Here is a 21,380-nt window from a genome sequence, read left to right on the forward strand (position 1 = left end):
CTGTTCCTAAAACTGCTATAAGATGTGAGTTTTTACATATTCTGCGATCGCCGGTTGGAGTTGGAAGAGGGTGCGATCGCCCTTTTGGACTTTTTCGATTAATAACCTCCGTCTCAAGGATTCGACGGCTTTGAGGAATTCTGAAGGGGATAATTCCAGGAGGGCTGGCTTTTTGGAGATTTCGACGGCTTTGATTTGATTTGCCAACCAGGACATTACTTGTTTTTCGGAGTCTGACAAGCGCTGAAAATGTTGGTGCAATAAATATTCTAAGTCTCCTAAAACTAGGCTATCATAGGATAAAAATTCAGAAATATTGCCACTAAATAAGTCTTGAATTGCAGCGGCTACTGTATTTAACCACAAGGGATTTCCTCGGTAAATGTCTATCAATTTTGACCAGTTTTCCGATTCAAGTAAACCTTTTTCTGTGAATATTTCTCGCGCGGATTCGCCTAAACCATTGAGTTGCAATGTTTGACAATTTTTCGAGTGGGTTTCTAAGGCTGCAATTTCTCTGGGTTTTTCCCAACTAATCAAAACTATGCAACTGTTGTGACATGATTCTGCTATTTGTTTGAAGAAAGTGCCATAATTTTCATAGCCTTGTTTGTAGTTTCCTGCTAGTTGTTGCCTGCTGAAAATTGTTTGTACGTCATCGAGGATGATGAGACAGCGGTGCGATCGCAAATAGTTGATTACCCCCCCCAACCCCCCCTTGCTAAGGGGGGGAGACGGAGACGGAGGCTTGATCTCTTCGCCCCCCCTTGATAAGGGGGGGTTGGGGGGGTTAGTTTCTTGCTGCTGCGATAGGAATTTAATTAAGTCGGTTTGGAGTGTTTGTAGGGGTGGCGTGTTGTGGAGGCTTCGCCAGATGATGCAATCGAATTCCTGTTGAATTTGTGGGATTAGTTGCAGTGTCAGGGCGGTTTTGCCAATACCGGATAAGCCTAAGATGCTGATGAGACGGGTGCGGCTTGAAATCCAGTTTTCGAGGGTGGAAAGTTCGGATGTGCGATCGTAAAATGTAGATATTTCTGGTGCGTCGCCTAAGTCGATGCGGGGCTGTTTTGCTGTTGGTTGGGGGTTTTGGGGTGTTTTGGGCGATCGGGCTTTTTCATGACAAATGTTAACGTTATGATTAACAGTTATATTCTCGCCTGTTACATTTTCAACAATAGCCAATTGATAATTATAAAAACTTGCCTTTTCTAATACAGTCCTAAAATTGTTTTTAGTAATATTTTTTTTCAATGCCTTAGAAAGTATTTTCCAAAGTTGCGATCCGACATTTCTGACATGACTTGGACTTGAGTAAACTTCTTGAGCAATTTGCGTGTAAGTTGTGTCTTGTAAAGTTCCCCGCAGGATAGCTTCTTGCACGTAATCTAAATGCTTTCCCGTCTTAGCAAAAATTAGCTCATCTGCCAGCGTCAAAACTTCGGCAATATCCATAGATTAGGGAGAAGCTGGAGTTGTACGCCATTAATTATACCTGACATTTCGTACAGTTGTGACATTTTTGATTTTGTCATCTATCTAAAGTCAGGACTTTTCCTACACAGTTCATCCTTTATATTAATTGATTAAGGTATTAGCAGGATATTTTTATGAAGCGAGTGCGGTGGCTCAGCGGTTTGTTGTCGGCTGGGGTATTGTCTTTTAGTTTAGCGACTGTTGGCGCACAAGTTGCCCAGGCCCAGCGGCCAATTCATATATTCGACCTAAGCTGTGTTGGCAGATGGCCTACTTATCGGGCTAGTCGCATCAGGAGTAAAGATATTTCCATAGGTAGAGAATTATATACAAGTATTTTAGATACGACACCAACCGGTTTCACTTGTAAACTTCCAGGCGGTCGCCTCTCTCTCCGATTGGAGTATGGAGTTAGTGATAACGATAACATTCCACCCCCCCAAATAGACGTTTACGTAGATGGAAATCAAGTAGCTTCCCAAGTAGGAAAGGAGGGAAGGGTCAATACGATGCTGGTAGATGTTAGTAATGGTAAAAGTCTAGCTATTGATATCACTTGTTCCAGAGCAACAAATTGTAGTGAAGGTATTACACCCTACTACTTTTTCTCATTCCATATTATACCAGGGGCAGGCTCTCCAGGGAGTAGATAAATTATGAGTATTAGCCGCCGTCAATTTAATCGTATCGTCATCTGGGGTGGAGCTTCTTTTACTGCTTCCGCCACATCCGGCATCTTTTTCCCCAAACCTGCCGAGGCTTATTCCCTAGAATTTCCGATTAGTGCTTTATCAGCCGATCGCGTTTTCAACGGTATTCAAAAATATTGCGGAGCACAGCCCATCCCCGGCGTTCTAACACCAATTTTACAAGGCAATACTAATGTTAGCAGTCAAATAAAACCAGCGGCCGCCAACGCTATTCGCAGGGCAGATAAAGAATTTGTCGATCGCAATTTTACTAGCAAAAGAACCGAATTAGCCCAGCTCGGCAAGAGCGAGGAGGATAATACTAAATCTGTAAGTCGGCTGTGGGGGCGGCAAAGACAGGAGAAAGTCGGCCCTAATGTTGGCTTTGGGTTTGTACAAATGTGGGAAAATCAATACAGCGATTCCAAAATTTCCGGGCCGACAATGTGCGCTATTCATAACGCTCAAAAAGTCTTAGCTGACCAAAGATTGACACCTCCTGAAATCGCGGCTTCTGTATTGCCAAGTCGATCGCGAATAGATGATACAACAGCTTGGGGAGGGGATGCGGATGCGTCTGCTGGGAGGAATCCCGGTGCTGTTTTTGCTCAATACGATACAGCGGCGGGTACGGTGACATCTCGCTACGATTTAGTTGAACCGGGGCCGAGAGGTTTTGGGCGTGTTGAGTATACTATTGAAGCGGAAGATCAGCCTCGGCGGGTGATTTTGGTGACGGTGAGGTTTTAGGGAAAGAGTAATATTAATTCTCGTGTTTGTTGTCGAGTCCGACGGGGGTTTAAACCCCCGTCTCATAGCGAAAGTCCTTTGAAAAGGACTGAAATGCCGATCAACGGATCGTAATACAGATATTCGGTAGGGACACAGCAGTGCTGTGTCCTCTTTCTGTATTTATTTCGATAGTTTCCCTACGGCGGATACGGACACGGCAGTGCCGTTTCCCTACAAATATTCTGTGCAATTAATCGGATTTGATATTAGTCCTCTTTAGAGGACTTCAGCTTTGAGGCAGGGGTTTAAACCCCTGCCGGACTCTCGGACTATTGCGAAGGCCGGACTGTCGAAATATTCCTAATTTTGGAGGACCGGAATATTGCGACAGGTGTACAATATCAAATCAATTTGACCTTTGCAGTTGACCAATCAAATCTAATGCTTTTTGAGCATCTGCATTCATTCCTTGAGCCTTAAATAAACGAGCCGCTTGCTGCAAATCTGCGATCGCCCCTTGTCTATCTCCCATTCTCACTAACGTAATGCCTCGATTAGCAAAAGCCTTAGCATAACTGGGATTGAGTTGAATTGCTTGAGTGTAATCAGCTAAGGCAGAGCGATCGTTATTGATGCGAAACAGCGCTAATCCTCTGTTAAAATAAGTGTTAGCGCGACCGGGATTAATTTGCAGCGCTTGATTGAAATCGTCGATCGCCCCTTTTTGATCGCCCAAGTCGGAAAGTGCTAATCCTCGGTTGTTGTAAGCCGCTGCAAAGTTTCTATCCAAGCGGATGACTTGAGTATAATCTGCGATCGCCCCCGGTTTATCTCCCATTGCTGACAAAACCAGCCCCCGATTGTAGTAAGCATCGACATAACCGGCATTTAGGGCGATCGCCTTGCTATAATCAGCGATACTCTTGGGCATTTGTCTCAAATCGGAATAAGCGAGGGCTCGATAGAAATAAGCTTCCGCGTAATCAGATTGAGTTTGAATTGCTTGGTTAAAATCGGCAACAGCCCCTGACAAATCTCCTTTGTCAAACCGAGTTAAACCGCGAACGTAATAAGTCTTAGCATCTTGCGGATTGTTCAGTTTCAGAGGTGCAGTAGCGGCGGTTGAAGTATTCACCAAAATAGCAGAACGATTTAACCCTGCATCCGACAATTTAGCTATAAAAGTGTTAATAGGAATTGCAGCATTAAACCCTGTTTTAGTGGCAACTTTACCTGTAGGGTTTCCGCGACTATCCGTTACATCATCATAATCCCGATCGCCTTCTCCGTGAACTCCAACTACACGACCTTCTCCATCAAATACAGGCCCTCCACTCATGCCTCCTTTCGTAACGGCATTGTAGCGCAAAGTATAACCGCGCGGATGATTCGGGAGACGGCTGGTAACATAACCCGGTACAAACTCAAAATTGCGCTGAGTTCCCTGTTTTTGCTGCGCTACGTTAGCTGGATAGCCAAACACAAAAATTTCTGCCCCAACTGTCGCTTGTTCTGAATCTCCTAAAGTAACAACTGGATAAGATTCTGTACTGTTAAATGTTACGACTGCTAAATCGGGTTCATTCTGACTTTTTTGCAAACGAACAACACGGGTTACTTGATGGTTTTTTCCCGTATTAGTGCGAATCATATAAGTAGGTTTATCATCATCAACTACATGGTTAGCTGTCAGTACAGTGTAAGTCGTGCCTTGTTTAGCAAGAATAAATCCAGTCCCGCTACTCACTCCATTTGAATATTGACCATTAATTTGAACGGTGGCAGAAATAGCTAATTGAGCAATTTCTTGGGGAGTTTTTGCGAAAACTGGTGCTTGTGCAAAAACAACTATTCCTGCTACCGCTACTTTTCCTGCTAGGATGCTGGTGAGGGAATCAAACCGCGAATAATCCCTATTCATAGATGATTGCTGAAGACTAAGATTTTTTATACTCCGAATAGTATAGATTAAAATAAAATTTCTGAAAACCAGGAACCCAGGATGTTTCCAGATAATTTCGATTTTTATGACATTTCGTACATTTCGTATATTTCCGCCATTGCCGGCATTACTATGCCATATTTTATTTGTATATCTTCTAAGTTAACCAGCTCGAACTGCATCCCGAAACACTTTCAAAGCTTCTTTTTCTTCGGACATTTGCAGGCATCTCCCCAGCAATTCTAGATCCAAATCCGGCAACAGCATACTCCGAGAAACGCGATCGTAACCCTCCGAGTGCAGTTGGTAAATCGAAAATACTCCGTCTTCCCAAAACCAAACTTCCCCTACGTTAAATCTGCGGTAGTATTCCAGTTTATTAATAGTTCCGCTAGTAAAAACAACTTCGATCGCCAAATCGGGTGTTTCTCGCTGCCGTCTGTCTTCGCCAAAGTAGTAAGATAAATCTGGTTCCTTGCTGCTGCCTTTTGCTTCCCCTTGGAGTGTAGCGCTACCCGTCGGTCTAAAACTAATATCTTTTTCTACGAAAAAGGTCATTAACATTCCTGCCAGCAGGCATTTAATGATTTCATGCTTCGACGAACTTGTCATAATTTCCACATATCCGTCGAGGTAAGACAAGCGAACACTGCGAGTGTACTCTAGCAATGAATCCAGAGCTTTGAACTGTTCCCAAGTCATTGATAGCGGCAAAATCAACCGCTGTTCCGGGAGTGCAGTTAATTTGGGGTGAGTGGCAATGGTCATATATACTTTACCCGAATTTTAATTTCTACTTTTAGATTAGCATAAAAATATATAAAGGGAGAAATTGGGGAATTCGAGCGCTCTTGTTCCCCCCTTGTTAAGGGGGGTTAGGGGGGAGCTTGCCCGTCTAATTCCCTACAAATAATTAAGTCAAAAACTGGAATTGAGAACCGTTAACTGCCAAAGCAAACGGACTTGCCTGTTCAAATGCACCGACAAGTTCAAAGCTGTCCGTGTTTAAAACTATCCCCACAATCTGTCCGGTAGTTATGTTTTCAATCACCATGTCGTTGATAATTCCGTCATTATCGTAAGCAATCAAATTGTCGTCTTCAAAGAAAAGATCTAGTTCTGTTAAACCGTCCGTCAAACCGATGCGATCGCCCTCGTCAAAGTTAAAATCGGTAACGACATCTGCTCCATCTATACCAAATGCTTCATCGTTGCTTCTGAGGACGAATATGTCACCACCGAGGCCTCCCGTGAGCACGTCAACTCCCCGATCGCCCGCGATGAAATCGTCGCCATCATTGCCGTCTAAATCGTCGTCTCCTTGCCCTCCCCGCAGGATATCGTTCCCGAACCCTCCGAAGATAAGGTCATTTCCGGCGTCGCCCCTAACTACGTCGTTGCCATCATTTCCATCCAGGAGATCGTTATCTTTCCCGCCGTAAATTATGTCATTTCCGCCGCCAGCGCCGATAACATCATTGCCGTTATTTCCTAACAGCCGTTCGTTAGAATCCGACGAACCTCCTATAGTATCGTTGCCGTCGAGTCCCCAAACTCCCCAGGGAAAAGACGGCAAATTTCCATTCCCTACGTTAATCTCATCGGGTGTAGCGAATCCCAAAAGACGTGGCCCGCCGCCAGCAAATACAGGAAATCCCGTCACATCGGCAATGAGATTGTTAACCGTTAAAGCCATAACTATGTCCTTTCAAAAATCCTGTTAGCTCTATTATACATTTTAATTATTTCCTTGCCCAATAGCAAGGATGTTGGGATTGTGGCTGCCACTTTTATTTCCTCAATTAATGACAAGCAATCTGTTGGTCTATAGTCAATTACAATTACCAATACTTCTGCTACGCGATCGTATAAGTTACCAATTCCCAATTCCCAATTACCAATTACCAGGGCTACGCCTCATTCAACCCAAAGCGGCTATATATCTCGCCTCAGAGTCAAATAGCATTAGTTGCTGACACTATCCGCTACTGTCTACCGCTTATAATGGGTGTTACCCGCCAGGTGGTAAACACGTTAATATCACCTATAACGTCGAGACTGAGAGGTTGTTTGTGAATAAAAGTAAAAGTCCCTGGGCCCATCCTCCGAGAAAACACCCAGTTTCCGATACCCACACAAAAACTTTACAAACAGAATCTAAGCTCTTTACAAAGCCATAATCGCCGATCGCTAATATTCTTTGGCAAAATCCACTGCTTTCAGGTGTTTTACTCATGTCTACTCCTAAATCGTCTGCCCATCAAAACAACAACAACTCCGTAAAATCACTGCCAGCGACAGATATCGTCCCAACAAAGCCAGATAGTAACAATCTGCCCAGCGAACCAAGTATAGAACAGCTACTGGAAGCTTTGGCGGGCCAAGTACCCAGTCAATCTTCAGAAATTGAACCCTTGAAAACGTGGAAACAAGATTTACAGCGACTGTTTCAATTTCTCGGCGATCGCCGCGTTTTAATCGCAGTAATGCAACCGGGAACTTTTGCCCTGCGTTACGCTAACGCGGCATTTTGTCGCTTGGCCGGTTGGGAGGAAACGTCCTTGGCAACTCAATCTACCAACGGTTGGTTTGCAGAAACCGACATCACTCTGCTGGAACTGTTCGAGGATTGGGGCGGCAAAACAGCAGAACAATTGTACCGCCGCCACCTTTTGCACTGGGTATTTAAGCAATATTATCAAATTGACATTGACGGTTTGCGGGTGCTAGACGAACCTGTCACGGCGAGTGTAAAAAACCCCAAACACCGAGAAGCCAGATTCATAGAATTTTGGCTGGGTTCGGAACAGTTAAAAATTACTCGAATTGACTCAAACATAGATGAATTTGCGGATGTTTCTTTAAGATTAATGCCTGTTGCAGAACGGGAAGCTTGGCTGATGCAGCCGAATCAACTGGAGAATTTAGCCGATCGATTGCAGTTGGATAATTACCGCGTAGAAGGTTTGCTGCTGCTAGAAGGTTTTGATGTCACCGTACAGGAGCAAATTCGGCGGCTGACTCAGTTATTGATCGATCAAGATTCGATGCTGCGGCCAGACAAATTTGAGAAAATCGATCGGTGTTTGCGATCCCTCTTCAATGCTGACGGCACTTTGCTGCTGCGGCCCGACGGCGAACAGGTACAGCTATTAGTTGCAAAAGACGGCCAACATTTGCAGCCGATTCTTTATTCAATGCACTCCCTAGAAGCTTCTCACTTTTTGAAGGCCACAGCAGCAAATCAAGTTTGGAACGTGCCAGACTTGCGTAGGGAGTGCGAAACTGAGTGCGATCGAACTTTGCGGAGAATGGGAACTCGATCGATGCTGCTGGTACCCCTGGTAGTCAAATCCGTCACCCGCGAGGGGTGCGGGCAGCGGATTTTGGGTGTTGTGGGGCTATTGTGCGATCGGCCAAACCACTTCAACGGCATTGACGCTAAACACGCCCAAGAACTCATTCCCGCCTTCATTGCAGCCCTGCGGCAAGCCATCCAGGAGCGGTTTACCCACATTCACAACATCCACCCCGCAGTCGAGTGGCGGTTCGCCCAAGAAGCAGAAAGGCGAAGTTGGGGACTACCTCCAGAAACAATCGTATTTGCTGACGTTCATCCGCTGTACGGAATTTCGGACATTCGCGGTTCTAGCGACGAAAGAAACCGAGCCATTCAAACTGATTTGCTCGAACAATTCCGCTTAGGTTTAGTCATAGCTGATGCCGTTTGCCAAACACAAACTACCCACCTCGGCGAGCAATTGCGGCTCGACTTGCTCGACTACATCCAGCATTTAAAAGAAAAAGTAACAGTCGATATGGAGGTGCGAGCCGCCGAGTATTTAAACGAGCATTTAGAAGTATATTTTGACTATTTTGTGCAGTGCGGGCCCAAGGTTCAGGCAGCCGTTGAAGCTTACCAAGCAGCCTGTGAAAATGAACACAACTGCGTTTACACCGATCGCAACCGCTACGACCAAATGCTGAACCTAATCAGCACCAAACTCCAAGAAACCTGGGCCCGCTGGCAAGAAAAAATGCAGCAAATTCTTCCCCACTACTGCGACATCGAATGCACCGACGGCATGGATCACATGATTTATGTAGGAAAATCGATCGATCCCAAATTCAGCCAGTTTCACCTACACAGTTTGCGGTACGAACAACTGCGAGCAATTTGCGATTGTGGCCGCACAGTTTTTCGGCTGCAAGCCGAGTCTCAAATCAACATGGAACTCGCACATTTAGTCTTAGTGCAGAATACCACGATCGACATTTTTCACAACGAAAACACCGAAAAAATGTTTGATGTCAAAGGCACTCGCGATATCCGCTACGAACTTGTCAAAAAGCGGATCGAAAAAGCCGTTGACAAAGACGCACAAGAACGGATTACCCAGTCGGGGATGTTGACTGTTGTTTATTCCACAGAGGAGGAGTGGGAAGAATATCAGCAATACTTGCGCTACTTGTCTCGCGAAGGTTGGGTAGAGCCAAAAGTTCAGACGGGCATGGTAGAATCACAACAAGGAGTTAGCGGTTTAAAATTCGCCCGCGTGCGTATTTTGCCTGAACCGGAATCTATTTCTACTATCTGTGAAGTTACGGTTGTTACCGATTGAGAAGCCATTCAATTGCCTGTTTGATGCGGAGTGCGATCGCTCCCATCTCCTGCTGTTTGAGGCCCAGTGCGATCGCTCCCATCCCCCTGAAAAACTGTGCAGCGAAAGCATTCTGGACTCACACACAATACCAAGATTTCATTTATGATATTTGTTGACACCAACGACCAAGCCCACATTTTCACTTAGTGTATATTCCGTGTGATTGGAAATCGCCAAATACACGATCGCAATCACACAAAATCAAGATTAAGTAATGTTAATCTAATGAGAATTAGCTCCTGTAATTTCTAACTTAAATGATGTTAAACTTATCACAATACCAAATAACTTCTACTCTGCACGAAGGCGTCGAAACAATAGTCTATCGCGGACAAACACCGACAGACGCGCCCCCAGCAATTCTGAAAGTCCTCAAAGCCGAATATCCCACCCTCGAAGCCATTACCAGGCTAAAACACGAATATCAAATCCGCCAAAATTTAGACAGCGAACAAATCGTCAAAGCCATCAGTCTCGAAACATTCGACCACCGATTAGGAATCGTTTTAGAAGACTTTGGCGGCGAATCCCTCGCAAAACTGCTGGAAAGAGAAACCTTGAGCCTGCAAGCAAAGTTACACATCGCCATCCAAATAGTCAAAGCCTTACAATACCTGCATTTTCATCACATTATTCACAAAGACATCAAACCCAGCAACATCATAATTAACTCGCAAACAAAACAAGTAAAACTCACCGACTTCGGCATTGCTACAAAACTCACCAAAGAAAATCCGCAATTTAACAATCCCCACTCAGTCGAAGGCACCTTAGCCTATATGTCACCCGAACAAACCGGGAGAATGAACCGCACCCTCGACTACCGCACCGACTTTTATTCCCTTGGTATCACATTATATGAAATGCTGGCAGGAAAATTGCCTTTCTGCAGCAACGACCCCTTAGAAGTAGTTTACAGTCACATCGCAGTTCAACCAATATATCCCCATCACATCAATTCAGAAATACCTGTCGCCATCTCCGAGATAGTGATGAAATTGATGGCAAAAAATGCCGAAGATAGATATCAAAATGCGGCCGGATTGTTAGCCGACTTAGAAATTTGTTTGCATCAGTTAGAAACCACCGGACAAATTGCCGAATTCATCCCCGGACGCTTAGATATTCTCAGCCAATTGTTAATCCCCCAAAAATTGTACGGTAGAGAACAACAAGTCAACGAACTATTAGCAGCATTTGAACGTGTAGGGGCGGGTTCACCCAAATCTTTGCCACCCAACCTAAATACAGAAAAACCCGCCCGCCCCAATGCAGAAACCCTTTCAGCCGCATCTTTTCCACCAAACCAAACTACAGAAAAATTCGCCCATTGCCAAAGCGAATTAATGCTAGTATCAGGCTACTCAGGCATCGGTAAATCAGCCGTAGTCAACGAAGTTAGCAAACCAATTACCCGGTCAAAAGGTTACTTCATCAGCGGCAAATTTGACCAACTAAAACGCAACATTCCTTATGCCTCATTAATCCAAGCATTTAACTCCTTGCTGCGACAATTGCTAACAGAAACAGCACTTTCATTAGAAATATGGCGCACTAAAATTTTAACAGCAGTGGGAACAGAGGGCAAAGTAATTGCCGACGTAATTCCCAAAGTTGAATTAATCATCGGCAAACAGCCAGATGTGCCAGAACTCGCCCCTGTAGAATCCCAAAATCGATTCAATCGGGTATTCAAAGAATTTATTCGCGTTTTCGCCCAAAAAGAACACCCCCTAGTTATCTTTTTAGACGATTTGCAATGGGCAGATTCAGCAACATTAAAGTTGATGCAAATACTGATAACTGACCCTGACCAGGAATATTTGTTGCTAATCGGTGCCTATCGAGACAATGAAGTTAGTCCGACCCACCCCTTAATTCAGACTGTAGAAGAAATTGAAAAAACTGGTACAATAGTCAACAATATCGTGTTGCAACCGCTGGATTTAGCAAATGTCACTGAATTAGTCGCTGAAACACTCAACACTTGCACAGAAAAAGTAACAAATCTAGCCGAGTTAATCTGGAATAAAACGGGCGGCAATCCTTTTTTCTTGACCCAATTACTCCAAGCACTTTATCAAGACTCTCTTTTGAAATTTGAATTTAATCACATTACAAATAAGGGAAGTCAAAATGGCTGGTATTGGAGTATTGATGAAATCCAAGCCATTGGAATCACCGATAAAAGTGTGGTGGAACTGGTAGCTTCTCGCATTGAAAAGCTGCCCGCACCCACGCAAGAAGTGTTGAAGCTAGCAGCTTGCGTTGGAGATAAATTTGCTCTAGATGTGCTGTCACTTGTTAGCGAAAAGTCAGCTAATACGACAGCAACGGAACTTTATTCAGCTTTGCAAGCCGGGTTAATTCTACCCTTGAACGATGCTTATCGCATTCCTTTAGTTTTCGATCGAGCCGAATCAATCAATCTCAAGTTAGACACTTCGCGGGTTAGTTACAGATTTTTGCACGATCGCGTTCAGCAAGCCGCATATTCCCTAATTCCCGAAGATCAAAAGCAATCCACCCATTTAAAAATCGGTCAATTACTTTTAAAAAATACTCCACCCGACAAGCTTGAAGAAAACATTTTTGATATTGTCAATCAGTTGAATTTCGGAATTGACACGATTAGCCAGCCATCAGAAAAAACGCAGTTAGCAAAATTAAACTTAACGGCTGGACGCAGGGCAAAAGCTGCTGCTGCTTATGAAGCTGCTGTTAGGTATTTGCGGGTGGCTATGGAATTATTGCCTGCAGATTGTTGGCAAAGTCACTATGAGTTGACGTTAGCAATTTACGAGTCACTATCCGAAGCTGAATACTTAAACATTAACTATGAAGATTCCAAAAAATTGGTAAACTTGGTTCTGCATAAAGCTAAAATTTTAGTCGATAAAATAAATGTTTATGAACTTCAAATCCAGTCTTACAATGCTCAAAATAGACTGGTAGAATCACTAAATACAGGACTAGAAGTGCTGAAACTGTTAGGCATTTCTTTTCCTCAAAACCCTAACGCGCTAAATATTGTGGCGGGAGTGATTAATACAAAACTGAGCTTGGGATTGAAACCAATTGAGGATTTAGCTAACTTGCCAGAAATGATTGAGCCCGACAAACAAGCAGCCATGCGGATTTTATCAGGGATTCTCAGCACTGCTGTTCAGGCAAAGCCCCGCCTGGTACCGCTACTGGCATCTAGGATGGTCAAGCTGTGCATTAAATATGGTAATTCGCCTTATGCGAGTATTGCCTACGTTTTTTATGGCGTAGTTATGTACAAGCTAGGGGAGAGTAGTTTGGCATACCAATTCGGTCAACTGGCAATTAAGATGTTAGACAAATTTCCCTCCCGTTCAATCAAATGTAGAGTTTATACAGCCTTTGGTTCTTTTATTAACCACTGGAACGCCTCTGTCAAGTCAGGATTAGGCGATCTCAAAGAAGGTTTTCAAGCTGGGATCGAAACTGGAGAGTTGGAATATGCTGGTTATTCTATAGGTGAATATTGCTTCAAAAAACTGTCGATAGGAGATCCTCTAGATTTGGTGGAGCAGGAGACTGGTAAGTATCTGAAACTAATGCAGCAATCTCAACTAGAAATGGCTGTACAGTATATAAGTATAGGTAGGCAGACAGCCCTCAATTTGCGCGGTCAAGCTGTCGAACCCTGTCATTTAGTCGGTGAGAGATTTAATGAAGTCAAAACGCTCCCCATTTTAATAGAATCTAAAAACTTTTTTTTAGTTAGTTTGGTTTATAATGCCAAAACTCAGCTTAATTTTATTTTCAGAAAATACGCGGAAGCATTGGAAAATTCAAGGTTATTTGAGAAATATGAAGAAGCCACAGCCGGATTTTATGTGGTTTCTCTGAATAATTTTTACTCTTCTCTCAGTATCATCGCTTTGTATCCAGCAACGGGCAAAGGGGAACAAAAGCAATATTTGGAAAAAGTGCTGCAAAACCAAAAGAAGATGAAAAAATGGGCAGTTCATGCTCCGATGAATTATCAACACAAATACGACTTGGTAGCAGCGGAAACAGCGCGAGTTTTGGGGCAAAATACCGAAGCAATGGAATTGTACGATCGCGCAATTGATGGAGCAGCCAAAAACGGTTACATTCAAGAGGAAGCATTAGCCTGTGAATTAGCAGGAGAATTTTATCAAGCTTTGGGTAAAGAGATAGTTTCTCAAGCATATCTGACTAAAGCCTATTATGGATATATCCATTGGGGAGCCATAGCTAAAGTTAAACACTTAGAATTAACACATCCTTTCTTAGCAGCACAGACGCGCACAATTCAAACCCCAACCCTCGATGTCACCCGCACTGCCACGGGAAATACTACCAGTAGTAGTTTAGGCGATTTCTTAGACTTAGCTACTTTTATTAAGTCAGCGCAAGCCATTAACGGTGAAATAGTTCTAGAAAAATTGTTGACCAAATTAATCAAAATTATTTTAGAAAATGCGGCCGCTCAAAAAGTAGTGCTGCTGCTGCTGAAAAACGATATCCTCTGCATAGAAGCTACTGGCAGTTTTGCGGAGGATACAGTGACACTTTTACCCTCTATTCCCGTAGAAAATAGTCAAGATGTTCCCCTGTCTGTGATTAATTACGTCCACCGCAGTCAAAAGCATCTGGTTTTAGACAATGCTACTGTCGCCGAACCTTTTAACGTAGATACCTACATTCAGAAATATCAACCCAAATCAATTCTCTGTTTGCCGATTATTTATCAATCTCAGCGGCGCGGAATAATTTATTTAGAAAATGCTTTGACAGTGGGAGCTTTTACAGCAGAGAGAGTAGAAGTATTCAAAGTGTTAATTTCTCAAGTGGCTATTGCTGTAGAAAATGCTGGTTTGTACGCACGGGAGCAAGAAAAATCTCAACAGTTAGAAAAATCTTTCAATGAATTGCAACAGGCCCAACTGCAACTTATTCAAAGCGAAAAAATGTCTGCTCTCGGCAACTTAATTGCAGGGGTTGCTCACGAAATTAACAATCCGCTGGGTTTTATTGCGGGCAATCTTGATGCTGCTGCTGAGGCTAGCTTAGATTTGATTGATTGCTTACAACTTTACCAAGAAAAATTTCCTAATCCGGGAGATGAATTACAGGATAAAGCATCGGAAATTGATTTAGAATATTTGATCGAAGATTTGCCGAAAATGCTTTTATCTATGAAATCAGGTACAGAGCGCATTCGCAATATTAGCAAGTCTTTGCGGACTTTTTCCCGCGCTGACAGTGCGAATAAAGTGTCAGCAAATATTCATGAGGGCATCGACAGCACTTTGATGATTTTACAGTATCGCCTGAAAGCTAAAGATACTCGCCCGGCGATTAAGATTATCAAAGAATACGGAGATATCCCGCCAGTTAAATGTTATTTTGGGCAACTGAATCAGGTATTTATGAATTTGCTGGCAAATGCGATCGAGTGTTTTGACGAATTCAATCAGGGTCGCACTTATGCTGAAATTGAAGCTTTACCGAATACGATCGCCATTATCACTCAAGTCTCCGAGGATAGCAACAGCGTGGTGATTAAAATCAAAGATAACGGTCAAGGGATGTCATCGGATCTCAAGTCGAAAATATTTGACCATTTATTTACTACTAAAGGAGTAGGAAAAGGTACCGGTTTGGGGTTGTCTATCAGCCGACAAATTGTGGAAGAAACCCACGGCGGTAAACTAACTTGTGAATCGGTGCTGGGAGAAGGTTCGGAATTTGCGATCGCCCTGCCGCTTGGATAAAATTTATTCACCATGCTTACGGAATCAGTCATTGCCAATTGTTTAATCTCAAATCTCCAATCTCAAATGGTATGACTTGTGCTTAACACACACTTGGAAATTTGTCAATTCCTAAATATCTATCAAATAGTCCACAGTTCACTGTTTAAAGCAGGCAGTATGCAGTTACATTATTAGCTAAATGTAATAACTATATTTGATAGGAGTTTTTCGAGTGAACGCTGCCGAACAAGCCAAAAATATAGAAGTTGCCAGCAAAATTGCTGCGGTTGTTAATTTATTCAAGTCCGAATTCCCGGATGCAAAAGTCGATTTGAAACCTTGGATGAATGACGAGGATACCAGAGAACTTGTAGATCCAGATTCGATCGACATTGGCTTCCATTTCCCCGGTAGAAGCCGCTTGTTGCAAAGCCGCAGCATCTTGATTCAAATCCGATTTTACCAAGATCCGGTAGAAGGATATCGGCGGGCGATCGGGGTTGAGGCAGCCGGTTACGATCATACTGGTCAGCAGTGGCGCTTTTCCACGGTGGAAAATTGGAGTTTTTTCGGTCAAACCGAACCCGCTGCGGAGTCGGGCCAAAAACTCAAAGACTTTTGCCGCGAGATATTCGGTTTGTTTAATCAATCTTTTTGAGGACTTCAGTTTTCACTGCGAACCTGTTTGTAGTAAGGACTTTAGTCTTTGCTATTATCGCAATTGTCGATCGACTTACAGCCAACTGGATAAACAGATTTGTAAGTAGTCGATCGCTTGCCAAACAAAGTATAGCGGTTATCGCGCACTTGTTCGTACACGCGATCGCCCATCCACTTCATCCCCGGCATGGCGCGGTAAGCAGCCACAAACACCTCGCCAGCAGGCAATATCCGTCCGATTTCCTCCGCCGCATCGCTGCCTTGCCAGCGGCGTTCCGGGGTGTTACCATCTATCAAAATCATCCCCATTTCGCAGTCTTCAGACGTAATCCCAAAGCGATTTAATTGCTCTAAATCTTGCATGGAAATATACTCAAAATTCTTGCCTTGGTCTAAGTTTTCTAGTAACTGCACCAAGGTAACGCAGAGATTGCAATTGCCGTCGTAAATTACGCTATATTTCATTAGTTGACTGTTGACTGTTGACTGTTAACTGTTGACTGTTGACTACTGACTGTTGACTGTTAACTGTTGACTGTTGACTGTTGACTGTTGACTGTTAACTAATGACAACTGACTACTGACTACTGACTACTGACTACTGACTATTCCCCACAGGAATCTCGATCGCAAATTCCGTGCCTTGACCCGGTGCAGAATCGCACTTAAGCAGACCGCCGTGTTTTTCCACCACAATTTGATAGCTGATAGACAGCCCCAAACCTGTACCTTTACCAGGTTCTTTCGTAGTAAAAAACGGATCGAACAGCCTTTTGTGAACATCTATCGGAATCCCCGGCCCGTTGTCAGCAATCCGAACCACAATATGAGAAGGATGCCGCATTGAATCATCAGAAACAGCAGAATCTGCTTGCATCACAGCATCCTGTTCATATTTTACATCCGTACAAATCCGCAGCGTCGGCGAAGGACAATAAGGAATAGGCGCCAGTTGTCCCTCTGCCCACTGTCCAGTCTCCATTGCCTCTTCCAAAGCATCAATTGCATTGCCAATAATATTCATAAAAACCTGATTCAACTGTCCTGCATAACACTGTACGCGGGGCAAATTCCCGAACTCTTTGAGCAGCGTAATTTTTGGATGTCCTGCCGTTTCTTTAAACCTGTGCTGCAAAATCAACAAAGTGCTTTCAATCCCTTCGTGAATATCCACCTGCTTTTGTTCGGCTTCATCTAATCGCGAAAAATTCTTCAGTGACAGCACAATTTGGCGAATTCGCTCTGCTCCCATTTTCATCGAATTTAACAGGTTCGGCAAATCTTTGAGCAGAAAATTCAAATCGATATCATTTATCTCTTGTTGAATTGCCCGTGTGGGCTGCGGGTATTCCTGCTGGTAAAGTAGGAGCAGTTTTAGCAAGTCTTTAAAGTAATCGTCAGCGTGCATGACGTTGCCGTAAATAAAGCTAACTGGATTGTTGATTTCGTGAGCAACGCCAGCGACTAATTGCCCCAAACTTACCATTTTTTCATTTTGAACCATCATGCTTTGAGTTTTATGCACGTCCCGTAAGGCTTTGGCCAATTCTAGATTTTTAGTCCTCAATTGACTTTCGGAAAGTCGCACGGCTTCTTCTGCGTGTTTGCGATCGGTAATATCTTTACGAATTGCTACATATTGATGGGGTTCGCCGTTCGTATTTAAGAAAGGTACAATCGTAGTATCCAACCAGAATAATGTGCCGTCTTTAGCTTGATTTTTCATTTCTCCTCGCCAAACCTTTCCCTGGCGGATGGTTGACCAAAGCTGCTTGAAAAAATCTGCTGGGTGATAGCCAGAATTTACAAGTCTGTGGGTTTTGCCGATCAGTTCTTCTCGGGAATATTTAAATTGTTCGCAAAATTGATCGTTGACATAGGTAATGGCTCCGAATTCGTCGGTATTCGAGACAATTGCCGATTGATCCAAAGCAAATTTTTCAAATTCCAACTCTTTGAGAGTTTGGCGCAATTCTGCTTCTGCTTGTTTGCGATCGCTAATATCGGTAATCATCCGCAACACCCCGGAAAATTCGCCCTCACCGTCGAACATCGGCGTCGCCGAGACGATCGCCCACAAGTGAGATCCGTCTTTGCGAGTAAACTTAAAATCGTGGCGTTCGCGAATGCCTTGCCGCCGGCGCTGGACGTAACTTTCTGCTATTTTCCTAGACTCGCAGTCGATAAACTCAAATAGCGATCGCCCCAGCATTTCCTCCACAGTATACCCCAGCATTTCGGCCATCATGCTGTTAGCAAAAGTCGTGATACTTTCGCTGTCAAACATCCAAACGCCCTCCGAAGCCGTCTCGACAATGCAGCGGTAATAATTCTCCCTCTCCCTGACTGTTGCCTCTGCTTGCTTGCGATCCGTAATATCAGTTTGCACCGCAATAAAACCTTCTAGTTCGCCATTTTCTTGATAAATTGGGGCGATCGAAAGCGCCACCCAATAACCCTTTCCATCCTTGCTGTAATTGTAGATTTCCTGATTAAACGGCACCCCTGCCGCCAAAGCCGATCGCAGTTGAGCAATAGTTAGCGGGTCGGTTTGAGGGCCTTGCAGTACATCACCCGGTTTTTTTCCCTGCATTTCTGCCAGCACATAACCGCTAATCCGAGTAAATCCTTCATTCACCCATTCAATGCAGCCTTGAGCATCAGTAATAATCACACCATTTTGCGTTTTTTGAGCCACAATGGCCAAGCGCAACAATTCTGTTTCAGTTTTTTTGCTTTCCGTAATATCTTCAGCAATACCCAGAATGTACTTAGGCGCGCCAGACTCGTCAAATAAAGGAACTTTTTTAGTGTGCAAAATCCGCTTTCCCCGGTGGGGAAGTTGGATAGTTTCTTCAGGCAAATCGACGCCTTTTCTCGTTGCCAGCACTTCTAAATCTTGTGCTTGCAAGTAATTTGCCTGCTCTGAATTCAACAAGTCAGCAGCATTGTTTAAGAGCACTTCATCCCTGGAATAGCCAAACAATTCTTCGCTAGCAGTATTCCAATAAATAAATTTTTGCTCTACAGCATCTTTAATAAAGACACTAATCGGCAGATTTTGCAGTACCGCATTCAGAAAATCTTGAGTGTTTCGCAGGTTTTCCTCAGCTCGCTTTCGTTCAGTAATATCCAAAATCACTCCGTCGAGATAAACAACCCGACACAGAGAATTTGCGATCGGCGAAACCGGCGAAACCGGCGAAACCACAGCCGACAAAAAGCCCTCAATTTCCCCTTGTTCCTCTTGTCTTCCTCTCGCCTCTTCCGCCTCGCAGCAAACAGCTTTGCCTTTTTCGTAAACCCAGCTAATAGCGCCGTCAGCCCGGACAATCCGGTATTCAAGGATGTACGGAGTTCTGCTTGCTACACTTTTTTTGACAGTAGCATCCACATTTTTGCGGTCTTGAGGATGGATAATGCTGGCAAAAGAACGGACGCGATCGTTGATAAAATCAGAAGAGGGATAGCCTGATATTTCTTGAACAGCCTCGCTCAAAAACGCCATTTTCCGTGTTAATTCCCCGTCGTCCGTATACTCGCAGGTACAGTGGTAGACAGCACCGGGAATATTAGCTACTAAATTTTTATATTTTTCTTCGCTTTTTAACAAAGATGACCCGTCTTCGTTATTGTGATCGCCGTTCTTAACTTTAGAAGAATTGGAAGAAATTTGCATGGTTTTTTCACTTGTGAGTGCGGGGGCAAGTGTTACAGTAGATGACCCTATAAAAAGTGAATTAAATTTGCGAAATAATTCGTTATAAACTAATATAGTACAAAATTAGTTCTGCGAACATTCAGAAAATTTGAGGGTGGCTAATAGGTAGAGCTAATCAAGCCTAGATATGTAGAAAACTGTTCGGAAACGCATTGTCTAACGGATTTAATGGATTTAACGCATTTAACGGATGGATGTTGAGGTTCGAGGGAAACAGAGAAGATTTTCCCACTTTCCCACTCTCCCACTGGCCCCATCTCCCCCTCTCCCCATCTCTCCCACTCCCACTCCCCCAATCTCCCCCTTCCCCACTCCCTCACTCTCGTTAGAATAAGATAAGTTTCCTTGCTACCGTGAGCCCCTCAAACAAAACACCATGACTCAACAACAACCCCGGATTTGCATTCTCGGCGGAGGCTTCGGCGGACTCTACACAGCCCTGCGCTTGAGTCAGTTACCCTTCTCCAAAACCGAAAAACCCGAAATTGTCCTAGTTGACCGTCGCGATCGATTTTTGTTCGTTCCCCTGCTGTACGAACTCCTGACCGGCGAACTCCAAACCTGGGAAATTGCCCCGCCGTTTGCCGAACTATTGGAAAACACAGGTGTGCGCTTTTGTCAAGGTACCGTTTCCGGCATCGATGTGGCGCAAAAGCGAGTGCAGTTACACGACGGGCCAGAAATTCCGTGCGATCGCCTGGTTTTAGCTTTAGGCGGCAAAACCCCTCTAGATATGGTCAAGGGTGCGGTTGAATATGCTTACTCGTTTCGCACTCTCGACGACGCCTACCGCTTAGAAGAAAGACTGCGATTTTTAGAAGCCAGCAACACCGACAAAATTCGGGTGGCGATCGTCGGCGCCGGTTATTCGGGAGTAGAATTAGCTTGTAAATTAGCCGATCGACTCGGAGAAAAAGGTCGCGTGCGGTTAGTTGAGCAAGGGGACATGATTCTGCGGACATCACCGGAGTTTAACCGCGAAGCCGCCAGCCAAGCTTTAGAAAAACGGCAAGTGTGGATCGACTTAGAAACAGAAGTAGAGGCGATCGAAGCAGACACAATATCCTTACTTTACAAAGGACAATTAGACGTTCTCCCCGTAGACATAGTGCTATGGACAGTAGGAACTCAAGTTAGTCAAGCAGTGCGATCGCTACCCCTCAAACAAAACCGCCGCGGTCAATTAATAGTCAATTCGCAAATGCAAATTATCGACCATCCAGATATATTTGCCTTGGGAGACTTAGCAGAATGTCACGATGCAACGGGTCAAAAAGTCCCCGGAACAGCCCAAACAGCCTTCCAGCAAGCTGACTACACCGCCTGGAACATTTGGGCCTCCCTCACCGGCCGCCCATTACTTCCTTTCCGCTATCAGCCGCTAGGAGAAATGATGACATTAGGAAATGACAACGCCACCCTGGCCGGTTTAGGAATTAAACTCGACGGACAACTAGCCCACATTGCTCGCCGCCTAGCCTATCTCTATCGGATGCCAACATTTGATCATCAATTGAAAGTTGGTTTTAATTGGATTAGCAAGCCGATTCAGGAGTTGCTTAAAAGTTAATCGATGCTTCTTCAAATAGATCGGCAACAGGCTTTCCGGCCTGTTCCACAAAAATTCAATATTCTTGTGGAATGGGCATCTTGCCCGTTCCCAAAAAATTCAATATTCTTGTGGAATGGGCATCTTGCCCGTTCCCAAAAAATTCAATATTCTTGTGGAATGGGCATCTT

13 protein-coding genes are annotated in these 21,380 nt (G+C 44.1%); 6 read left to right on the forward strand and 7 right to left on the reverse strand.

The genetic code is table 11. From position 1 onward, the window contains the following. Positions 1-15: 15 nt before the first annotated feature. Positions 16-1,455: an ATP-binding protein gene (locus tag QUB10_RS23975; RefSeq protein WP_333205737.1), complete on the reverse strand. Its 1,440-nt coding sequence runs from the start codon at positions 1,453-1,455 to the stop codon at positions 16-18. A gap of 155 nt (positions 1,456-1,610) precedes the next feature. Between QUB10_RS23975 and QUB10_RS23980 the strand changes: the two genes are divergently transcribed. Together QUB10_RS23980 and QUB10_RS23985 are read left to right on the forward strand one after the other, a co-directional pair. After that, positions 1,611-2,129: a hypothetical protein gene (locus tag QUB10_RS23980; RefSeq protein WP_333205738.1), complete on the forward strand. Its 519-nt coding sequence runs from the start codon at positions 1,611-1,613 to the stop codon at positions 2,127-2,129. Positions 2,130-2,132: 3 nt separating this feature from the next. Continuing rightward, the gene (locus QUB10_RS23985; RefSeq protein ID WP_333205739.1) at positions 2,133-2,915 is read left to right on the forward strand and encodes a Tat pathway signal protein; all 783 of its coding nucleotides are present in this window, start codon (positions 2,133-2,135) and stop codon (positions 2,913-2,915) included. A gap of 388 nt (positions 2,916-3,303) precedes the next feature. On the opposite strand, the gene QUB10_RS23990 is transcribed toward QUB10_RS23985, so the two are convergent. From QUB10_RS23990 to QUB10_RS24000, 3 genes are all read right to left on the reverse strand, one after another. Further along, the gene (locus tag QUB10_RS23990; protein ID WP_333205740.1) at positions 3,304-4,818 is read right to left on the reverse strand and encodes a tetratricopeptide repeat-containing serine protease family protein; all 1,515 of its coding nucleotides are present in this window, start codon (positions 4,816-4,818) and stop codon (positions 3,304-3,306) included. Positions 4,819-5,001: 183 nt separating this feature from the next. Next, entirely contained in the window at positions 5,002-5,607 is a 606-nt protein-coding gene (locus QUB10_RS23995; RefSeq protein WP_333205741.1) for a Uma2 family endonuclease, read from the reverse strand. Between the two features lie 145 nt (positions 5,608-5,752). After that, on the reverse strand, positions 5,753-6,535 hold the full coding sequence (locus QUB10_RS24000) for a calcium-binding protein (RefSeq protein ID WP_333205742.1): 783 nt from the start codon (positions 6,533-6,535) through the stop codon (positions 5,753-5,755). Positions 6,536-7,073: 538 nt separating this feature from the next. Here QUB10_RS24000 and QUB10_RS24005 point away from each other — a divergent pair. After that, positions 7,074-9,461, forward strand: a complete 2,388-nt coding sequence (locus tag QUB10_RS24005) for a GAF domain-containing protein (RefSeq protein WP_333205743.1) — start codon at positions 7,074-7,076, stop codon at positions 9,459-9,461. 8 nt (positions 9,462-9,469) lie between these two features. On the opposite strand, the gene QUB10_RS24010 is transcribed toward QUB10_RS24005, so the two are convergent. After that, positions 9,470-9,646, reverse strand: a complete 177-nt coding sequence (locus QUB10_RS24010) for a hypothetical protein (RefSeq protein WP_333205744.1) — start codon at positions 9,644-9,646, stop codon at positions 9,470-9,472. A gap of 114 nt (positions 9,647-9,760) precedes the next feature. On the opposite strand from QUB10_RS24010, the gene QUB10_RS24015 reads away from it, so the two are divergent. Beyond that, complete coding sequence (locus tag QUB10_RS24015; protein ID WP_333205745.1) at positions 9,761-15,277, forward strand: AAA family ATPase; 5,517 nt, start codon at positions 9,761-9,763, stop codon at positions 15,275-15,277. 214 nt (positions 15,278-15,491) lie between these two features. Then, on the forward strand, positions 15,492-15,917 hold the full coding sequence (locus QUB10_RS24020; protein ID WP_333205746.1) for a hypothetical protein: 426 nt from the start codon (positions 15,492-15,494) through the stop codon (positions 15,915-15,917). Positions 15,918-15,958: 41 nt separating this feature from the next. Here QUB10_RS24020 and QUB10_RS24025 read toward each other — a convergent pair whose 3' ends face one another. Together QUB10_RS24025 and QUB10_RS24030 are read right to left on the reverse strand one after the other, a co-directional pair. Next, entirely contained in the window at positions 15,959-16,384 is a 426-nt protein-coding gene (locus QUB10_RS24025) for a DCC1-like thiol-disulfide oxidoreductase family protein (RefSeq protein WP_333205747.1), read from the reverse strand. A 133-nt stretch (positions 16,385-16,517) separates the two neighbouring features. Further along, the gene (locus QUB10_RS24030; protein WP_333205748.1) at positions 16,518-19,598 is read right to left on the reverse strand and encodes a PAS domain S-box protein; all 3,081 of its coding nucleotides are present in this window, start codon (positions 19,596-19,598) and stop codon (positions 16,518-16,520) included. Positions 19,599-20,016: 418 nt separating this feature from the next. Here QUB10_RS24030 and QUB10_RS24035 point away from each other — a divergent pair, with 418 nt between their 5' ends. Continuing rightward, positions 20,017-21,210, forward strand: a complete 1,194-nt coding sequence (locus QUB10_RS24035; protein WP_333205749.1) for an NAD(P)/FAD-dependent oxidoreductase — start codon at positions 20,017-20,019, stop codon at positions 21,208-21,210. Positions 21,211-21,380: the final 170 nt, after the last annotated feature.

The organism is Microcoleus sp. B5-D4 (assembly GCF_036705145.1).
GTDB lineage: Bacteria > Cyanobacteriota > Cyanobacteriia > Cyanobacteriales > Microcoleaceae > Microcoleus.